The sequence below is a fragment of the Pseudoxanthomonas sp. CCNWLY206-1 genome (genome assembly GCF_039710385.1).
Lineage (GTDB): Bacteria > Pseudomonadota > Gammaproteobacteria > Xanthomonadales > Xanthomonadaceae > Pseudoxanthomonas_A.
In genome coordinates this window covers 391850-409381 of record NZ_JBDKXI010000005.1, presented here as the reverse complement: position 1 = coordinate 409381, position 17532 = coordinate 391850, and the positions used below count along the sequence as shown (strand labels likewise).

The 17532-nt window shown below is 55.6% G+C and carries 10 protein-coding genes; 3 read left to right on the top strand and 7 right to left on the bottom strand.

Going from position 1 to position 17532, the window contains the following annotated elements; genetic code table 11:
• Positions 1-981 precede the first annotated feature (981 nt).
• The 7 genes from AADW18_RS13950 to AADW18_RS13920 form a co-directional block, all read right to left on the bottom strand.
• Positions 982-3666, bottom strand: coding sequence for a DEAD/DEAH box helicase family protein (locus AADW18_RS13950; protein ID WP_337343982.1), 2685 nt, complete (start codon positions 3664-3666; stop codon positions 982-984).
• Positions 3663-5555: a site-specific DNA-methyltransferase gene (locus AADW18_RS13945; protein WP_337343981.1), complete on the bottom strand. Its 1893-nt coding sequence runs from the start codon at positions 5553-5555 to the stop codon at positions 3663-3665. Before AADW18_RS13945 ends, AADW18_RS13950 begins: the two co-directional genes overlap by 4 nt.
• A 1394-nt stretch (positions 5556-6949) precedes the next feature.
• Positions 6950-7675 (bottom strand): DUF6602 domain-containing protein, encoded by a 726-nt coding sequence (locus tag AADW18_RS13940; RefSeq protein ID WP_337343980.1) that lies wholly within the window; start codon positions 7673-7675, stop codon positions 6950-6952.
• A 24-nt stretch (positions 7676-7699) separates the two neighbouring features.
• The gene (locus tag AADW18_RS13935; protein WP_337343979.1) at positions 7700-8596 is read right to left on the bottom strand and encodes a CBASS oligonucleotide cyclase; all 897 of its coding nucleotides are present in this window, start codon (positions 8594-8596) and stop codon (positions 7700-7702) included.
• Positions 8596-9096, bottom strand: coding sequence for an HORMA domain containing protein (locus AADW18_RS13930; RefSeq protein ID WP_337343978.1), 501 nt, complete (start codon positions 9094-9096; stop codon positions 8596-8598). The genes AADW18_RS13935 and AADW18_RS13930 overlap by 1 nt, the downstream gene beginning before the upstream one ends.
• On the bottom strand, positions 9093-9563 hold the full coding sequence (locus tag AADW18_RS13925; RefSeq protein ID WP_337343977.1) for a hypothetical protein: 471 nt from the start codon (positions 9561-9563) through the stop codon (positions 9093-9095). Before AADW18_RS13925 ends, AADW18_RS13930 begins: the two co-directional genes overlap by 4 nt.
• Entirely contained in the window at positions 9560-10465 is a 906-nt protein-coding gene (locus tag AADW18_RS13920) for an AAA family ATPase (RefSeq protein WP_337343976.1), read from the bottom strand. Before AADW18_RS13920 ends, AADW18_RS13925 begins: the two co-directional genes overlap by 4 nt.
• Positions 10466-10966: 501 nt before the next feature.
• On the opposite strand from AADW18_RS13920, the gene AADW18_RS13915 reads away from it, so the two are divergent.
• The 3 genes from AADW18_RS13915 to AADW18_RS13905 all read left to right on the top strand — a co-directional run bounded on the left by AADW18_RS13915 (position 10967) and on the right by AADW18_RS13905 (position 15644).
• Positions 10967-11341, top strand: coding sequence for a helix-turn-helix transcriptional regulator (locus AADW18_RS13915; RefSeq protein ID WP_337343975.1), 375 nt, complete (start codon positions 10967-10969; stop codon positions 11339-11341).
• 9 nt (positions 11342-11350) lie between these two features.
• Positions 11351-12202 (top strand): ImmA/IrrE family metallo-endopeptidase, encoded by an 852-nt coding sequence (locus tag AADW18_RS13910; RefSeq protein ID WP_337343974.1) that lies wholly within the window; start codon positions 11351-11353, stop codon positions 12200-12202.
• A gap of 2407 nt (positions 12203-14609) precedes the next feature.
• Entirely contained in the window at positions 14610-15644 is a 1035-nt protein-coding gene (locus tag AADW18_RS13905) for a hypothetical protein (RefSeq protein ID WP_337343973.1), read from the top strand.
• Positions 15645-17532: the final 1888 nt, after the last annotated feature.

The window sequence follows — 17532 nt, the reverse complement described above, 5'->3', positions numbered from 1 at the left end:
TTCCGCCGACCGTTTGTTGAATGGTTACCGAGCATGCGGCCGCTTGTTTTCCCTGGCGAATCCACTTGCTTCGAATCACTGCTCGCAGTGCAGCCACGTAGCTGTCGTCGTCAGAATCATGGCCGCGCTCTTCAACCCGATCGCCCACAATCGATGGCTCTGAGCTACCAGCATTCTGAGTGCCCGATTCGGCAGCGAATGGCGCCGGGGATGAGCTGGCCAATGAATCCGTCGCTTCTGCAGTTATGACTGCAGTCGAATCCGACACAGGGGCTACGACTCGATCAGCTACCGCTTGTGGCTTCGGATCGGGCGTCTCAACTGGTTTGGCCGGCGAGGCGGCTACCAGCGGTTGACGAAACTCGTCCTCTCCGAGGAAGCGTGCAGACACAGAGGTTGATGAACTCCCTACATCTGGATCCGCATTATGGATGTCAGAAACGCCCATCAGCACCCAAACTATCACGGTTAGGTGCAATGCTATCGATGCCGCCCATGCGCAGTACCTGTCCGAATGCTCTCGTTCACCGACAGACCCGATTGTCATAAAACTCGGCCGCTCACCCATTTGTCGTACCGCAACAGCGGGAGCTTGACCCGCAGACGACCTCATCTTGTAGCAGCGATTTTATATGATGATTGGCGTCAGCTTCGCTCTGAAAGCGAAATTTCTACTGGGAACACGGACTTGGCTCGCTTTTTGTTAGATCATATTCACGATACGCCCCTGTTCTTTGTATCCCATCAGCTCGCCTCATAGTTGACTAAATCCGTTCTGGCATCGGGAAGTGCTAAGCGCCGAACAGTAGGTGCTGAGCGTCAACCGGATTGAACTCTTGTCAATCTTCCGCGCACCTCGCAGTCGCCCTGCACGCATCTAGACTCGTACGGTGTATGGGGCAGCCGGATTGCTGCTTGCCCAGAGCCCGCAAGGCGAAGTGACATACCGGGCCCTCAGCCGGTAGAGCAATGCGACACGTATCAGCTCGCCCGTCTAGCCGCCATCCATTTCCATGCTGGCGTGAGATCAACCCAATCGAACTCGTCGCCCAAGCTTCCGTCGTCATTGACGATTCGGAGGCGCGTGTCCTCCCGTGTGACGAACAAGACCTTGCCATAGATCTTCGGCATACGTTGCGCCTTGCGGCTAGCGTCCTTCGTGCTTTCCTTGGTCTCCACCATGCGCAGCTCAGGTTCCTCTCCTTTCTGGTACTCCAAGCAGACAATGAAGTCAGGGTAGAAGTAATTCCTGTGCTCACTACGTACGATCCGCACAGACCAGGGCTTACGTGAAGGGTTGCGGTGCCACCACACCACATGGTCGTCACGTTCCATCGACTGGATGAACTCGCGCTCCTCCTGGTTAACGCCCGCCGATCCGTCGATCCCGAACACGGAGATCGTGCCACCCGCATGGGCCAGGGTCTCCTTGAACATCGTCGTTTGACCCTCGATATCCAGGCTGTCACGATCACTTGTGATCGTGCTATCTAAAGGCGGGACGATGCCGTAAAGGTTCTTCTGGGCCTGCTCCAGCGCCTTGCTGAGGGGATACAAAAGGAAGTTAGGCAATGGTGCCGCATTCCCTGCGGTGGCAAATTCGGCAATAGCATCCTGGACCATTTCACCGATCCGCTGGGCGTCGCGTCGCACTACCCAGCACGCTGCATCTCGCGCTAAGCGATCAAGCTGCTTGTCGTCTAGCACCGATGCGCTAGCGTCACTAGGAGGGATAGCTACATCCTCCCGCAATCGCACGGCAAGCGTGCCAATGATGATGCGTACGTCGGCGTCCTCCACCTGTGGGATTCTCTTCAGGTGTGCCGCTGCATCTCGGGCCAGAGACGCGCGATCTGTGATGACCGTTACCTCTTCCGTGCGGATGTTGTCCTCATCCTTGGTCAGCTCGGTGTGGATCTCCTTATCGCGCAGCAGGTTGTAGGCTGCCCGAACGGCAAAGGCGATCTTGTCTTCGTTCAGCGGCAGGTGGGTGGCTACATGCACCGATACCTTCGCCATGTCGGACATGGCTGGTCGGCTCTCCTGCTTGAACGCTGCAGGCACACCTGGCAGCTTCATGTTGAGCCGATACGCCTTGAGGCCTTGCTCTTTCAGCCTCTCCAGGATTTCCTTCTCGTCGGCAGGAACTCCCGCCACTTTGGGTGCGCTTTCCACCACCCAATCCGTCTCCATAATAGTCGTGCCTGTATCAGCCACTGCCTCCTTGCCGAACAGGCTAGGTTGCGTAGTGCCAGTGCTTGGCAGTCCCTCATCGTCTTCGTCGTCCGGCTCGTCAATGGGGACGACGGGAGTGGGTTTGGTGTTGTCGTAAAACGCTGGGAGCTGGGGTGACGCCTTGTTGGTGATGACCGTCGCACCACTTTTGGTGTGCTTGACGACCATTTGCTCGGTTTGACCTTCCAGCTGGCTCTTGACAGCACCGACAGTGTTCACCGCCGACTGGAAGCCTGCCTGGGCTTCGCCATCGGCCAAGTAAACAAAAGCCGTATCCAGCGTATCCGGAATCTCCTTCGGCTTGGGGAACGCGTCGCGTACCTGGGGAGCTACACGCATGACGCGCCCAATGAACTGCATGGCGAAGTCGGCATCGTTGACCAGCTTCGTGGACGCCAGAACAAATGCTCTCGGGGCGTCGAATCCGGTACCCGCCGACTGCTTGAAGATCAGGATCTCCTTGGTGTGGTCGTTGGCGATAGCTGCCATCAGTACGGGGTCGGGTTCGTCTGCCGAGTGGACACCAATGGCCCCCATGGGAACGCGGCAGAGACGGATCAGGTCTTCACGAGCCTCCTCAACCGTCTTCTCACCATTGGCGACTTGCACCAGAAGTAGCGGTGTCAGGTCGATCTCCGCAGCTTTGAGGGTCCTCTTTAGCCACAGATGCTTCTTCCAAGCCTGGCGCAGCACCGTCCGCTTGAGATCGGCGACCGTGGAAATGGTCCGCTGCAGGTCGTACTTCACCGCCTCGATGTACTTCTTATTTAGGCGGGCTTCGACCGCTTGGGCGCGGCTCACCACGAATGAAGTGCGGGCTTCCTTGCCTGCTTGGGACAGGAACTGGTCCAGCACAGCGTCCTTGGGCGTAGCCGAGGCCATGACCATGTAGTCCGGCTTGACCCATAGCGCAAAAGCACCGAACTCGGTTCCCGTCTTCAAGCCGATGTGGGCCTCGTCCACGACGAGGCCGATCTTCAACTTCCTAGCGCGTGCCAATTCGACGAACTCATTCAGCGCCCTCTGCTCGTCATCCGCCGCACTCGAGTAGCCCGTCTTGCGATCCTTGGCACTAGCGACGCCCGCGGCCGTCGACAGCAGAACCATGCCCTTGGTTGGCTCTTGGTTGCGCCCGCGCGAAAGCATGATGGGGAACAGCTGCCCGTCCGCGTTGCCTAGGATGGCGTCCTCGGTCTGCTGGACCAGGTTCACATACGGGACGAACCACAACCACACGGTGTCCTGCGCTGCCGACACCTTGGAGAGGGCGCGCACCAACATAAATGTCTTGCCTGACCCTGTGGGCGAACGCAGCAGGATTGGCGGGGACGGGTGGCTAAGCAGCGTAGCAGCCAAGTTGTGGATGATGTCCTTCTGGAAGCCAATGGGTTCAAGGCTATCCGACTGTGCGACCACGAAATCCATATTCATGCGCGCCCTCCGGCCTGACCACCCATCAATGCTTCAGTCAGACTGTGGCAGTTCGAATCGATCGCCCGAGCTTCCAATGCCTCTTGTAGCGCCACAGGGCGATCGCAATACACACCTAGGCGCTGCACGCCATGCTTTTGTGGCCACGCCGCCAGTTCCTCAACCACTTGGCCATTAACCTCCAGGCAGAGCAGAATGTCGTGGTCCCCGGCCCTCGCGATGTGCTGAACAGGGCCAGCAGGTTGCTCCCAGACCGCATGGGTCAAACGCAAGCTCAGATGCGCTAGTGTGTTACTTGGCTTAGCCTCGAAAGGCAAGTCAGCGGCAGCAAACTTGTCGAGCTGGAGATAGGCAAACTCGCCCCCCTGATCCGCTGAGTATCCGGGCTTTCCGGCGAAGCCCTGACTGACGCGGCGCATACGCTCCGCGGTGATGTCACGACAGATGTTCTTATTCGGGTCGCGTGCAGTCATCTCCGTGCTCGAGCACATGATGAAGCGACGCTCACCATCGTCATCGGCGTTCAGTTCAAGCACAGCCTGCCCAGTGGTGGCAGACCCCGCAAAGAAGTCCAATACAATGTCACCAGGCTTGGTGGTCTGAGCGAGCAGGTTGCGTATCAGCGTCGGAGGCTTCGGATACTGGAATGCCTTCGATCCGAACACCTCCTGGATGACCTCCGTACCCTCGCCTGCTTGAGGCGACCGCAGTACCGCGAAGTCCTCATCGTCGTAGATCTCCGTCAATCGTGCAATCCACGAGCCCAGCGGGTTGGTGTGGCTTCGCAGATCGCTCCAGTGCTTTTTGAAGAGCGGGCGTCCGAAGCCAACGAATTTCCCAACCCAGAAGTCGAGATCGGGAGTTTCGCGCGTCAGAAGTGGTCGTTTCCTCTTCGGTGTAACGGGGACGTCACCGGCATCGATCGCCGCCAGTAGCTCTTCCTTCGAATTCCAGATTCGAATCTCTTCCTCTTCGGGGAAGAGGATCTTTTCCTGACGAACCCACTCCTCCATTGTTTCAGATTGGAGCTTAGTCGTGTCCTCGACGCGAGTCTCGGTCGCATATGCCCAGACCCGATTCTCATCGCATGGATACCATCGATCGCGCTTCGGGTCGTGAAGCGGGTAGTACAGGTTCTCTCGATCAAACCGATCAAATGCCAGAGTAAGAGGGTCGCCATTCCATGGGCCCCGTGGATCCTTGTCTGGATTCTTGTACTTCTTCTGGGTCTTTTCGGTTCCGTTGAAGGCGAACCCTTCATTCCCGTACACAAGAATATGCTCGTGCACATCGCTGAAGTTGCGATCCTTAGCGCTTGTCGTGTCTCGGGTGCGCCAGACCAGACTACCTACCCGCCTGCCTGGAAATACCTCATCCATCAGCATTTCCAGTCGCGCGCGGTTCTCGTCGTTAATAGACACCAGGATCACACCATCTTGCGTTAGGAGGTCCCGGGCTAGCAGCAGACGCTGGTACAGAAACTCCAGCCACATGGAATGCCGGTAACGATCTGTCTTCCCAACATAGTCGTCGTTGTAGACCCAGTCCTTATTTCCGGTGTTATAAGGTGGATCGATGTAGATCACCCGAATTCGTCCAGCATGAGTCGCTTTGAGCAGCCGTAGCGCGTCAAAGTTGTCGCCCTCAATGATCAGGTTGCGGTGTACGAACTTCTCACCCGCGCTCGCTGGCTTATGACTCAACTCGGGCACGAGTCGGGGTAGCACGATGTCGGCATTCAATGCCTCGTCGTGCTCAATTGCGTTGCGCTCCCAAGTCAGGCCTAGCTTGCGCTTGGTAAGATGTTCGACTAGCAACCGACGGAGTTCAGGGGCGCTGAGTTGGCCGAGGCGAGCAAGGAGGTCCGTGGGCTTGTCAGATGAAGTCATGAGTTCGATATGTGGCGTATCGGCTGCCGCAATGAAGGCGGCCAGGGTAGGTCCCGATTGTCACATACTCCGCGAACTACGTTCCACGGTCCTTGGCTTGTCCGGTCGTTGTACCGCATGATGCTGGGACGGGCTGCCGGGTACGGGGCAACCCACTGTTCCTAAGTAAAGCCTGCCCTCTCGGCTCTCGGGTTCCAACGCCGGAGCCTCTCGCTAACCCTCACCACGGGATCTCAACGGGTCGGGGATGAAAGTCATCATCGCGAACTTTGGTCAAGGCAACTACCTCTGGCCGCAATGTCTTAGACGCAATACCGTGGCCACGATCGAGGACTCGCGGGTCAGGCCGTTTTCTCTGAGCGGTGACCGAGAGGGTTATATCGATTTTTGCATCCGATCTTTGAAGCTGCTCGAGGACATACTCCTACCCGATCGGTAGCATCGCGCTGGTTCAACGTCGCTCTTCAGATTGCCAGCACCCATGGGGATATATGGGTTCATCGGGAGAAGGACGCTATTTGGTGGACGATCACGAGGCAAGATGCTGCAGAGGAAGTGTTAGAGCCTGCTCATCTACCCTCTTACTTGAATCAATTGGTATATGCGATTCACAAGCCAGCTCAAAGATGGTCGAATCGCGATCGCAAAGGTAGGCTCTTGGACTGGGCATCCATTCATCCAAAGTCCAAGACAACTCCGAGTATGTTCGCACCTTGATTGATGGGGCGACGTTTCAGCGTGGCACAACCGGCCGCAATGGATAGATAAGCTCAAGACCGCAAAGCAGGCACCGGTAACCCACTTCACTCCGATCCAGATCGCTGCTCTTATGATGGTGAGGGCAGCGTTGAACACGGTACTCCACTCCAATGGCCAAACTATCAAGCGGAAACAAAAGAACAAAGAGCATGAATTCTCAGGAGAAGAGGAGTTTCGCAACTACGTTGAAGGGCGCTCTGAGCGGACTCCCGTTGCATTATGGCAGCGCTAATGATGACTCTGAAATGCAGGCATCACTGGATCGAATTGATAGTCAAGGACACCATGCCTGGAAATCTCCAGGTTGTCTGTCGCTTCATCAATCGCTGGAAGAGCGACGACGATGACGATAACTTCGGGCGACTATTAGCGGCAGTCCGGTTGAGCTCAACGCGCGGCTTTATATCTTGTCGAAAACACCATCCATTCTCTAACGAACCGACAGCTGCTATTGGAAGCATATGTGGGCCGCTGACTTCAAGCACAAGTGCCGCTTTTAGCCCCGTCTACCATATGCTGGCGCTGACACCTGCGGTACTTGCAACCAAGTGCGCGCGATAGCTGGTGTGCTGCTGTGGTGGCCGGCTTAAGAAGACGAGCGGCCGCACCCACCTTAATCGACAGATACTGCTATGTTACTTAGCCAGCCAGGCTGAGTACGCATCAACGTCAATCATTGGCACTGTGCCACTGAACTGAAGTTGGGAGATCAACTTTAGTAGGAAGGCCGTCGCGGGCTTCCCTTCATTCGTCAGCCCATAGCTCCCGCTCTTATGGTCATACGCGAAGTGCCCGTGGGATGCCACGCAACCTAGGTCGAGCCGACCGCCATCCGTATCACGAAGGAGCGCTGTCTCTAGCGAAGATCCAAGTGCAGGAATCCACTCGCTTTCCAAAGAGAGCACGCCACCAATAATGGGCATAGGAGGCTTGGGTGGATAGACACCTCCCGCATGCGGAATAGGAAGGCTGGTGCGATGCAAACGCCTGACCGACGCAACTTTATCCTGCGCATACTTTATCAGTGTGGCATCTATTGTTTGCTTTGTCTCGAAGACGGCGTACACACTTTCTGCTGGAACGATCATTTGCCCCTGGAAAGTAAGTATGAAAGGTGAATACTGCCTATCGAAGATCAGCACATCGATCTGCTCGCTAAAGACGCCGTTGCTGTCCACAACATGCGCCTTGGCCGCCTGGTAGCGTTTCGGCAGATAGGACTCTAATAGTTCTATCCAGACACCCTCGCTAGCATCGCCCTTCGTCCCAGGATGCGCGAATGAGCGACGTGCGATAGCCAGCCGGCCTTGGATATCATCATGTAGCGAGGCAAGTACGCTACTCAGTGACCAGTCTTTCATGTGCGAGCCCTCAGGAGTAGCATTTCAGGAAATAGGAAACATCTTGCCGAATAGGTTGCGCCAAGCGCGCAGCGAATCGCCTTGCTTCCCTTGGCGTCCGAGCGCGATTGCACTTGCCACTTCGCGCTCTGCAACGCGAAGTAGATCTTCAGCACGCTTCCTGCGCGTGGCATCCATATCACCGCTTACAGGTGGCCCAAGGCCTGCCGGATCTTTCCACTCATCATGAATACGGTCAGCCATGGTCGCAAAGAAAGATTGGATCTCTCGTTCGAAGTTGCCGCCCCACCCTCCATGCAAGCACTCAAGCGCCATCACCTCGATCAGGAATGACGGCTTGATCGGTTTTTCGCCATGCTTCGGGTTGTTGTTCCAATACTTGATCATGCGCACCAAGCCCTTCCACTCATTGGAGTAGGCCTGATGTGCGGCGGTCGCTTTGTCTGCGTGGATGCGAGGGTTGGTTTCAACCCATTTACTAAGCCGATCGTCCGGGATCTTATAGTTTTCTCCGTGTGCAAATGCAGGCACGACATCCACGCTCATCAGGCGGCAATCAGTATTGTCCTCGTCGTCAGCCTTGACGCCGAACTCGACATTGAGCGATCTGTTTTGCACCCGGACCTTGTCCTCGTACTTCTCCGCCAAGGCTTTACGGAAGTCCTCTAGGATCACTGAGGGCGACTTATCCAAGTAGTGATCTTCTATTGTCTTCAGAACAAAGAAGATGTCGACGTCCTTCAGCGGCTTCGTCTTAGTCCAGCGCGCATAAGAGCCCGTTAGAAAGCTACGATCGATTTTGAACTTGCCAGCCAAATAGTCGCGGACCTCATTCTGCCTGGCGGAGGCATTGTCTTGCTCCTTCTGGTTCAGTTCCAGGCGGCTTTTGAACTTCCGAAAGGCTTCATCTACAGTGATCATCAAGCGGTCCTCAAATAAGAGGCACGGCCGCCAAGTCCACTGTGCTCGATGGCAGTGCCAAGGCTTTGGCGCACCATTCCGCCGATAGAACGGCCGGTGGTCGTGCTCCAGCCGAGCACATCCGGCCGACCATGCCTGGTCTGGATTAAAAGTCGGTAACGTGCCTGGCTCGGCACCAACCCCTCTTTCTTGATCGCGTAGCGAAGCGCATCCGTGTCTGTCCAGAAACTTCCTTCACCAGCAGACCAACCGTAGTGGATATCGATATCCCACCTGATGATCAAAGAGTCTGTTTGCGGGTTGTAGATTTCAAGCTTCACCGTCTGTAGGTGCTGAGACTCAAGCCAGGTCTTAATAGCGCGCTGGTTGCTCTCCCAGTCATCCGCAAACTCGCTGGGGTCAAGCCCCGTGAGCCGGATGATGTCCTTCAGGCTTTTCAGGATGTTGTCAGCGACATATGTCACCGAGTGCGTATAGGTGTTGACGGAGACAGTAGTCATTGGCCGAGGAATCCCTCGATATCTAATGTGAGTCCTGCCGGTTGAGCGCTGCGCGGCTCGCTCTTTGCCACGTCAGTGGCGAGGTCACGCGCCGTGATGCGCGCGCTTTTTTGTGCCAATGCGCCTTGCACCCAGGAAAGGTCCTCACCTTGACATGGAAAGGAGACCTCCCAATCTCCCGCCAACGGGTTATAGGCCAGCTGATCTTCATTGGCGTCGCTGCCATCGATGGCGTCATCGTCATACAGGCAGTAGATGCGCGTGCGGGTACCATCGCAAGTCACAGTGATCGCAGCGTTTTTCGGTGCTTGATCTGCGATCAGTGAACTGGCAATGCCTGCAACAGACTCAAGTTCCTGTCGGGCACCAGAATTGACGCGCGTAAGCATACTCACCATCTCTGCCCATGTTTGAGATGCGTCGCGTGCAGGTGTGGCCTTAAACGTGCGGCGGACGACAGTACTCATGCGCCACCTCCATTGAATGACTGCCCCGCTTTGGCGCGTTTGGCAGCAGCCAGCAAATCGGCAATCGTCAGCTTCCCGGGATCTAGCGCAACCTCCTTTGAACTACTAAGCGCGCTTGCGACAAGCTTGCGGATAGAGCGGCCATCCAGTCCAGTACACGCCTTGGCGCAGGCATCGAGCCCTTTGTCATGAAGTAAGGAAGAGAGGCTCAGAAAAACCTTGCTCAAACCGCCTAGGCAATCGACCAAGATGCGCTTGCAGGCGGTTTCGTCGGGCAAGGGAATATGGAGAACCAGGTCGCAACGCGAGATAAAAGCGGTATCGACTGCTTTGGGAAAATTGCTGGTTGCAACAAAGAGCAGATTAGGATGTTGTTCGGCCAATAGATCCAGCTGAACCAGTACTGCGTCGGTTGCACGATGAATATCGATCGGATTGGCATCCATGCTCATCCTGGAGCGATCCGCAGCCAGCGTCTCAACTTCGTCCAAGAGCACGATGGTCGGCCCCAGGTGTGCGGCTTCAGCAATGGACTGAGAGAAAAGTTCCGACACGGCTCGCTGGGTTTTCCCCATAGAAGAGCTGGTCAAGGTGTGTGGTTCCACCTCTAACAGGCGAAATCCAGCGCCTTTAAAAGACTCGGCTACCCGGTGAGCGAGGCCTTTTGCCAGTGAAGTTTTGCCCGTGCCTGGCGGCCCCACCAGCAAGATAGCGCCGTGCAAGGGCAGCACGCTGCGCTTGACCTTAGGACGGAGCGTGAAGTTGAGCACCGCTTGCGAGAGCAGTTGCTCCTTGATCGCCGCGTCCAAAACGATTGAGTCCCATAAGGCACCTAATTCCGGATCTGGCAGCTTTCGTGATTGCTGAATTCCCTTTGCCAAGGGGATTTCGTCGTTCTTCACTGCTGTTGGCTTCTGCATGATGGACCTTGAGCTAAGGGGGGAACAAACGCGAGGAGCTAGATGCTGGAGGTCCCGAAACTCGGTGCCGCCGCAAGCGTGATTTCAATCACAGAGCGTCGCAGGAGCTGCGACGCTCTGCGCGCACTACTTGGTCCTGGTCCGGTCTACCAGGGTATAACTTGATTTGGGGCTGGGCGTGGGCGGTAGCGGCTCGTGTCGTACCACTGTCCGCTCCGGTCCTTTGCCACCACGCGGTCCGATGATCTGGTACTGGCCTGAGGCAGGAGCTGCTTGGCCGGGCTTCAATCCACTTGTCTTGCTCATATCCTTCTCCTCGTTTCATTTCCAGGCAACAGATTGGTCAGCAAAAAGGCCCACAAGAGGCCGTTTCGAAGCCAGGCAACACCGCAGAAAAAAACCGCTTTTGTGACGACGGGTTGTTTCTAACTCAGGCAACAGCCTATACTCCCCTCACACGCATTGCAAGCACCAGGGGTTTGAGTGGATTTCGGGACTTACATTGCCGAGCTTCGGGAAAAAAAAGACCTTAGCCTCAGGCAGTTAGAAGAAAAGGCTGGTGATCTAAGCCACGTTTACATCTGGCGCCTAGAGAAGGGAGACCGGATCGCCCCCTCCCCCGAAACCCTCGAAAAGTTAACTACCGCGTTAGGCGCGACAAGCCGCGAGCGGGAGATCGCCAGCTTGCTTGTCAAGACGAAGATCGAAGACAGCCTCTATCAGCTCATCGTAAAAAGACCCGATATTCCAATCGAAGATTTCGAGCCTGTCGCCACCATGAGCTTTCGTGGGTCGCGCCCAACCACCCCAGAGGCCTGGCTTCAGCTCATTAATATGGTGAAGTCTCTAAAGCCCTAAGGATTTTTCATGGACGAACTAACCGCCATCAGTCGGGCTCGGAAGCTCGTTGGACAAATCACTTCCGCGCCAATCGATGTTTATGCACTGGCGGGAAAGCATGGGATGGAAGTAGCCGAGCGTGAGCTAGCTCCCGGTCAGGCTGGCAATACGCTGGACTTGGGGACCAAGATCTTTATCGTCGTCAATCAGAATGATGACCCTGCTCGCAAGCGATTTACGGTGCTCCACGAGATGGCCCATCACTTGCTCGAACTACCATCGAAGCATGGCGAGAAGGTGCCATCTGATGAACTAGAGCGCTTCCGCGGGCGGCCGATCGAAGAACGCTTGTGCGACACCTTCGCCGCAGAGTGTTTGGTGCCAAACCATTTGCTCAGACCGTTAGTGGTTGAAGCACGCTTTTCTATCGACGTGCTCCATGAACTTTGTGAGCATTTCCAGGCTTCTCGCCAATGCTTAGCGTCCTGCTTTGTTAGAGCCTCGCGCGAGATGCTGGCCTATGTCTACTGCGAGCAGGGACGCATCCAGCACGTCATCACTTCAGCGGCCCTGCGACAGGCTGGGATCTATATCCAAGAAGGGATGGCTCCATCCGGCTCCGCTGCCTCACTAGCGGACGCCAATCGATCCATCTTCGAAAGTGCGGAGTTGGATGCATCCGATTGGAGTTCCAGTGATGCAGCCATATCCTATAGCTGCTACGAAGAAGCGTGTCACATGCCCAAACATGGGGCGACCCTCTCCCTCCTAACTTTCGAGCTAGCCGCGTCACAGCAAACATCAGGCAGGACTGAAGCATTGGATGAGGATCCATTGCTTGAGGAGTTGACCGGCCACCTGCAATTCAAAAAGCGCTGACAGGACGCGGGAAGTACATGGGAATAGTCACCGTCGTTACGGTAACGAGGCGATCTAGCCAGGCCTCGGCTTGATCGCTGCCACTGTCATTTACTTACAGCCGAGTTCTTTATCCGTGCTAATGCTCTGAACCTAAATAGTACTGGTCAGCTGAGATGACGCCTAGTCGATCACCCATACTCCGGCGGCAGACCGTCAACCCATAAGATTATTTCCTGTCCATAGCAGTCTAGGACCTTCATCGCCTTAAGTTGTGGATTGCTCTGAAGGATTCGCGAGAGCTCAAACAATGCATTTTGGGGAGCGGCGCTTTCCCCGAGCCAGGTCACCCTCGATCGCCGCCTAACAGGCTCCAGTCCTTTCAATATTTCGAGCCCTTCGTTGCTATAGCCCACGGCCCTAGAGACGGGTGGGAACGGGAGGACATCGCCCATGTTGGCTCCTTAGTAGCCCAGCCTGAAGCGGCTTGTGAGCATCGCGATCAAAATAAGTCTGATATAAATATATCTTACAAATCAAATACTTGCGCTAAATGGAAGGATGCGCTATACGGGTTCCAGAATACCGGATAGAGAGTCCCCAAGCATGCCTGGTCATTCAAATCCCGGTTCTGACCATACGGGGCAGTATCCATGGGGTCTGACGCCTCTAGGCGTGACCCTCCCTGATAGTCCGATTCTTTCGTCAGCCGACACCGCCCGATTGATGGGCTTTCCCACACGAGAGGCCTTAGCCAAAGCCAGGCGCTCCGGTCGACTCGCCATACAAATGTTTCAGATTCCCGGCCGCCGCGGATGGTTTGCCTCCCGAGAGGAGGTTTGCGGCTGGCTGCGGCATTCGCTGAATAGAGGAGATCGCCCCATGAGCTAGCTCAAGCGTCGGGCGCCCAATAGAAAAGGCCGCACATTGCAGTGTGCGGCCTTGGGCATAGCAAACGGTTAGTCACCCGTTGCTGCCATATTGAGAGCAGCCCTCCCGGAAAGTCAAGCCCCCGCGGCACTGCCGCGCGCCTTCGCTTTTTCTGTCCGCTGGCCGCCGAGTCAGCGGCAATGGAGGAGTTATGCCTATGTCAGCCAGCGAGTTCGACTCGTACATCAAGCGACTCGACCTCTCTTCCCTCGCAGCCGATTACATCCGCAATACACGCGACAACCCTCCGGCTCGCAAGGTCGACTCAAGCCGATTGCGCAACACGATCTGGCGATATCCCAGCCGCAAGATGGGTTGGGTGGTCTCACTGGAAAGCTCAGAAGAGCACGCCTTAGCGGTCCAGCTGGAATATGACTCTGAAGTAGTTGAGTACTGGGACCAACCTCCCCGCGTAACTGTCATGACCAAGGACTCCCGCGGACGCGCATGTCGCATCCCTTACGTCCCAGACTTCCTTCTATTGGGCGAGAGCAAGGCCAAGATCGTTCAAGTTAAAACAGCGGAGGATTGCGAGACGCTTTCCACAACTCAGCCAGAGCGTTGGACTTGGGGCGGAGGACGCGCATGCGACTTAGCAGCACGTGACTATTTTGGGGACTTTGGTCTAGAGCATGTCGTCCACGTTGGTAGCCCTAAAGACCGTAGGCGGATCGAGAACTGCGAGTTGCTGCTGAGAATCAGAGGGAGTCACCCTAACGCTAGAGAGATGCGAGCTCTGGCTAGAACATTGTTAAGGCTAAGACCAGACACGGTGCTAAGCCTTGGCCAGCTTATGGCAAAAGCAGGCATTCAGTCCGCCTCGTCCGTTATCAGACTTATTGATCAAGGCGATCTATCCACTGATCTCAACCGGTGCCGCCTTAGCGCACCCAACGATTGCCTAGTCTCCTTAAACCATATAGCGCTCTCGGACTATTACATTGCAGCAGATGGCCTTGGCGCCAGTCCATTAAGCATCGAACAACTCTCTGATAGAGAGCTCAAAGAAACTCATGCGCGCGTCGTCGCGTTACGCGGCGCTTCGCAACATTCGGTCTCCCCCCGCACGCTGCGTCGTTGGCGAAGCACCCTAAGTCACGCAGACGGGAATCCAATATCCTTGCGCCCACGCCATCAGCAGAAAGGCAACCGAGGAGCTAGGCTGTCGAGTAGCGAAGAAGACTTATGCGCTCATTCCATCCGTGAGCACTACCTCAAGCCAGAGTACGTCAATATATCTGCGGCTTACGCTCAGTACTTGCTCGACCATTCACTAGCTGTGCGTGGGGGACAGCTTCCGTCCCTAGCTATCCCTGTTTCGTACACGACATTTCTGCAACGTTGCAACCGTGTTCCAACGGAGCTGGCAGCCCAAGCCAGAAGCGGGCCGAGGTCGGCGGCGGCGGCCGCCAATCCTGTTGATCCACGAGTACGGCATCTTTCGCCAGCTCGATTCTTCGAGAGAGCACACGTCGACCACTATTTATGCGACCTGCACGTGAAGGTCGACCCAACCGACGCGTTCTACACAAAACGTCCGTGGTTGACGGCAATGCGTGACCAATCCACAGGTATGGTCCTCGCGCTCTCACTCAGCTTCCGGTCACCGAATCGAAATAGCTGCCTGAGCGTGCTTCGTGACTGTTCGCGACGTCACGGCCGGCTTCCCGAGACCATCGTGGTTGACAATGGCGCGGAGTTCCACTCTTCCTACTTCGAAATTGCACTAGCCCGTCTTGGTGTTTCGAAGCAAAGCAGACCACCAGGATGCCCCCGCTTCGGAGGAACTATAGAGAGCTGGTTTCGATCAGTTAAGGCGTTTCTCTACACCCAACCTGGCAACACCGCAAACGACTCTAGGGGACGCTCCGCGTCCGCCACACATAAAGGCAGAAAACGCACCACTTGGAATCTCTACGCACTGCATGCTGCACTTGAAGAGTTCACATTCGAGTACTTCAATAACCAGTCCTCAGCTGAATCAACAGAATCTCGATCAGACCTAGCGAAACGTTCTCTTGCCATGTATCCCGAAAGTGGGCAACCAGCCCCCTTCGACGACCAGCTGCTGGCGATAACTGCCATGCCGATCAAGAGAAAGCTCTCCGTAGATCCTGCGCGGGGAGTACGCCACCTCAATCGCTGGTTCAGCAACCCGCGACTCTTTGACAACCGATACCAATGGAAGTCGCTGCAGGCATCCGAGGAACCATGGGACAAGAACCGAATCTACGTACAGATCGACGGCGAGGTGGTTATTTGCCATCACGGCCCATCAGGCAGATCTGAACTCAGCAAGGACTTCACGTCGGCTCTAGATTCCATTCTGTTGATGGAGTGTCCAGATGTTCGTTCACGACAGACAAAAAAGAAAGCTTTAGAGGGCGCGAAACTCGCCCGCAAGTGGGCTTATACATCCCGAACTATGGTCGCGCCCAGGATCGAAAAAACGCCAACCTATTCTGCCGACACATCGCTACCACCCCTCGCTGAGAACATTACTCCCTACACAAATGGCAAGGAGAACTCGTGATGGGCTCCTTGAAGGACGCGATTGAGAACGCCCGCTTTCAACACCCTAACTACATGCAGGCTGTGAACGCGGCGATCAGCCGAATATCGTTCATGCCCCGCGGCTCAGTGATAGCAATGGTTGGTCCCACGCGCGTTGGAAAAAGTGCCGCCATTCGCGATGCTGCAAGTCAAACTTACCCGGTGCGCTCTGAAGGAACTGTGCCTTACACAGTAGCGGACTGCAGCCGAACAGACAGCGGATTCGCTTCCACCCGATATATCACTCTCGACCTACTCGTCAAGCTCGAACACCCGTTTTATACCGATGATGACCACCGTTTACGACTATCGCAAACAGAGACCGATGCGAGGCTCCGTCTTAGGAAAGCCATAGAACACCGAGAGACAAGGTTAATCATCTTTGACGAAGCGCACCATCTCTTGCGCGTCAAGAATCGCGCTGGCAAAGAGGCCGCCCTTGAGTCGCTAAAATGCCTCGGAAACGAAACGGGCGCATTGATATTTCTTGTTGGCGGATACGAATTGCTGAGGGCTTGCTTTTGTTCCGCACATTTGAACGGGCGCCTATCGCTTATTGAGTTTTCGCGCTACAAGCGAGATCCACAAAGCATACGTGACTTTGATTGCATCCTTGCCTCATACGACAGGATGCTACCTTGGGCGAAGGGCCATTCACTTCTCTCAATGAGAGAGTTCATCTACTCGGGCACCTTGGGATCTTGTGGTCTGATTGGGAACTGGGTGCTTCTGGCCTTGGCGCAGATGTCCTCGTTGGACCATCACAAGCTCTGCCGGGACCACTTTCGCAATGCGCGATACAAACAACAAGTGCAGGAGATCGCTAGCGAGATCGAGTTTGGCGAGAGCGTTCTTTCGCCCATTGAGAATGGATCCGCAGGACTACGCATAAGCGCACCGGAAGACACAACCAGCTCGGCGCGTACTACAAAGCAAAAGAGAATGCCCGGTCGACGCAACCCTCACCGTGACCCCACCTGCCGGGGGAGGAGATCCTCATGACCACGTACTTTTCGGTCAAGCCGGCGGCTGCCGGAACGGCGTCAGTAGAGTGTCTTTCCTCACTGCTTCATCGCCTAGCTGTCGCACACGGAGTCACACGCCACCAGTTCATAACGCATCTTCGTGGTTGGTGGGCTAAACAGCATCAGAAACACCTCCCCAGATGCGAGGAACTGCGCTGGGACGGCTATAGCGAGAATGTCGCCCTCGGTCTGAACGCCCTTTGTGACGCAATCGGCGCGAACTACTCGGATTGCACGCTTGTTGCGCTGAAAGATGTATGCGCCGCCAATTACATTGGGTCCGTTAAACACTATCGGGCATGGTGCCCGGCTTGCTATCGAGATGATCTTGCCGCCGGCGGCCCCGCCTATGATCGGCTGCTCTGGCGAATTCAGGCTTCTGTGCGATGCAGCCTCCACCGGCACATCTTGGTCAGCAACTGTCCTTACTGCGGAAGTATGCAGAAGAACGATACGGCATCCATTGAGCTACATCGATGCTCATCCTGTGGACAAAGCCTCGCATCACAACGTGACAAGCAAAACTACGCGCCAAACCCTTCGTTCGGCGAGCATCAGATACATAGTTTGATCGAGAGCCTACCTAACCTTAGCCAAATTGCGATGTTTCCCCTGCAAAGATTTCTCTCCTCCGTTGAAGTCGACATGGGTAAGGTTGCAGATGATCTCGGCGATCTTTTTCACCATCGAACCTATCCCGCACGCCCCCAGCTAACTTCGCTCATTGCTGTATCGGTGTACTTCGAGGTTGACATAGTCGATCTTCTATCGGATCCAGAAGGGACTGCCAAACGTGTTCCACTCGGAGTGGGCAGGGCTCTCCCGGACCGTAAGCGGAGGCCA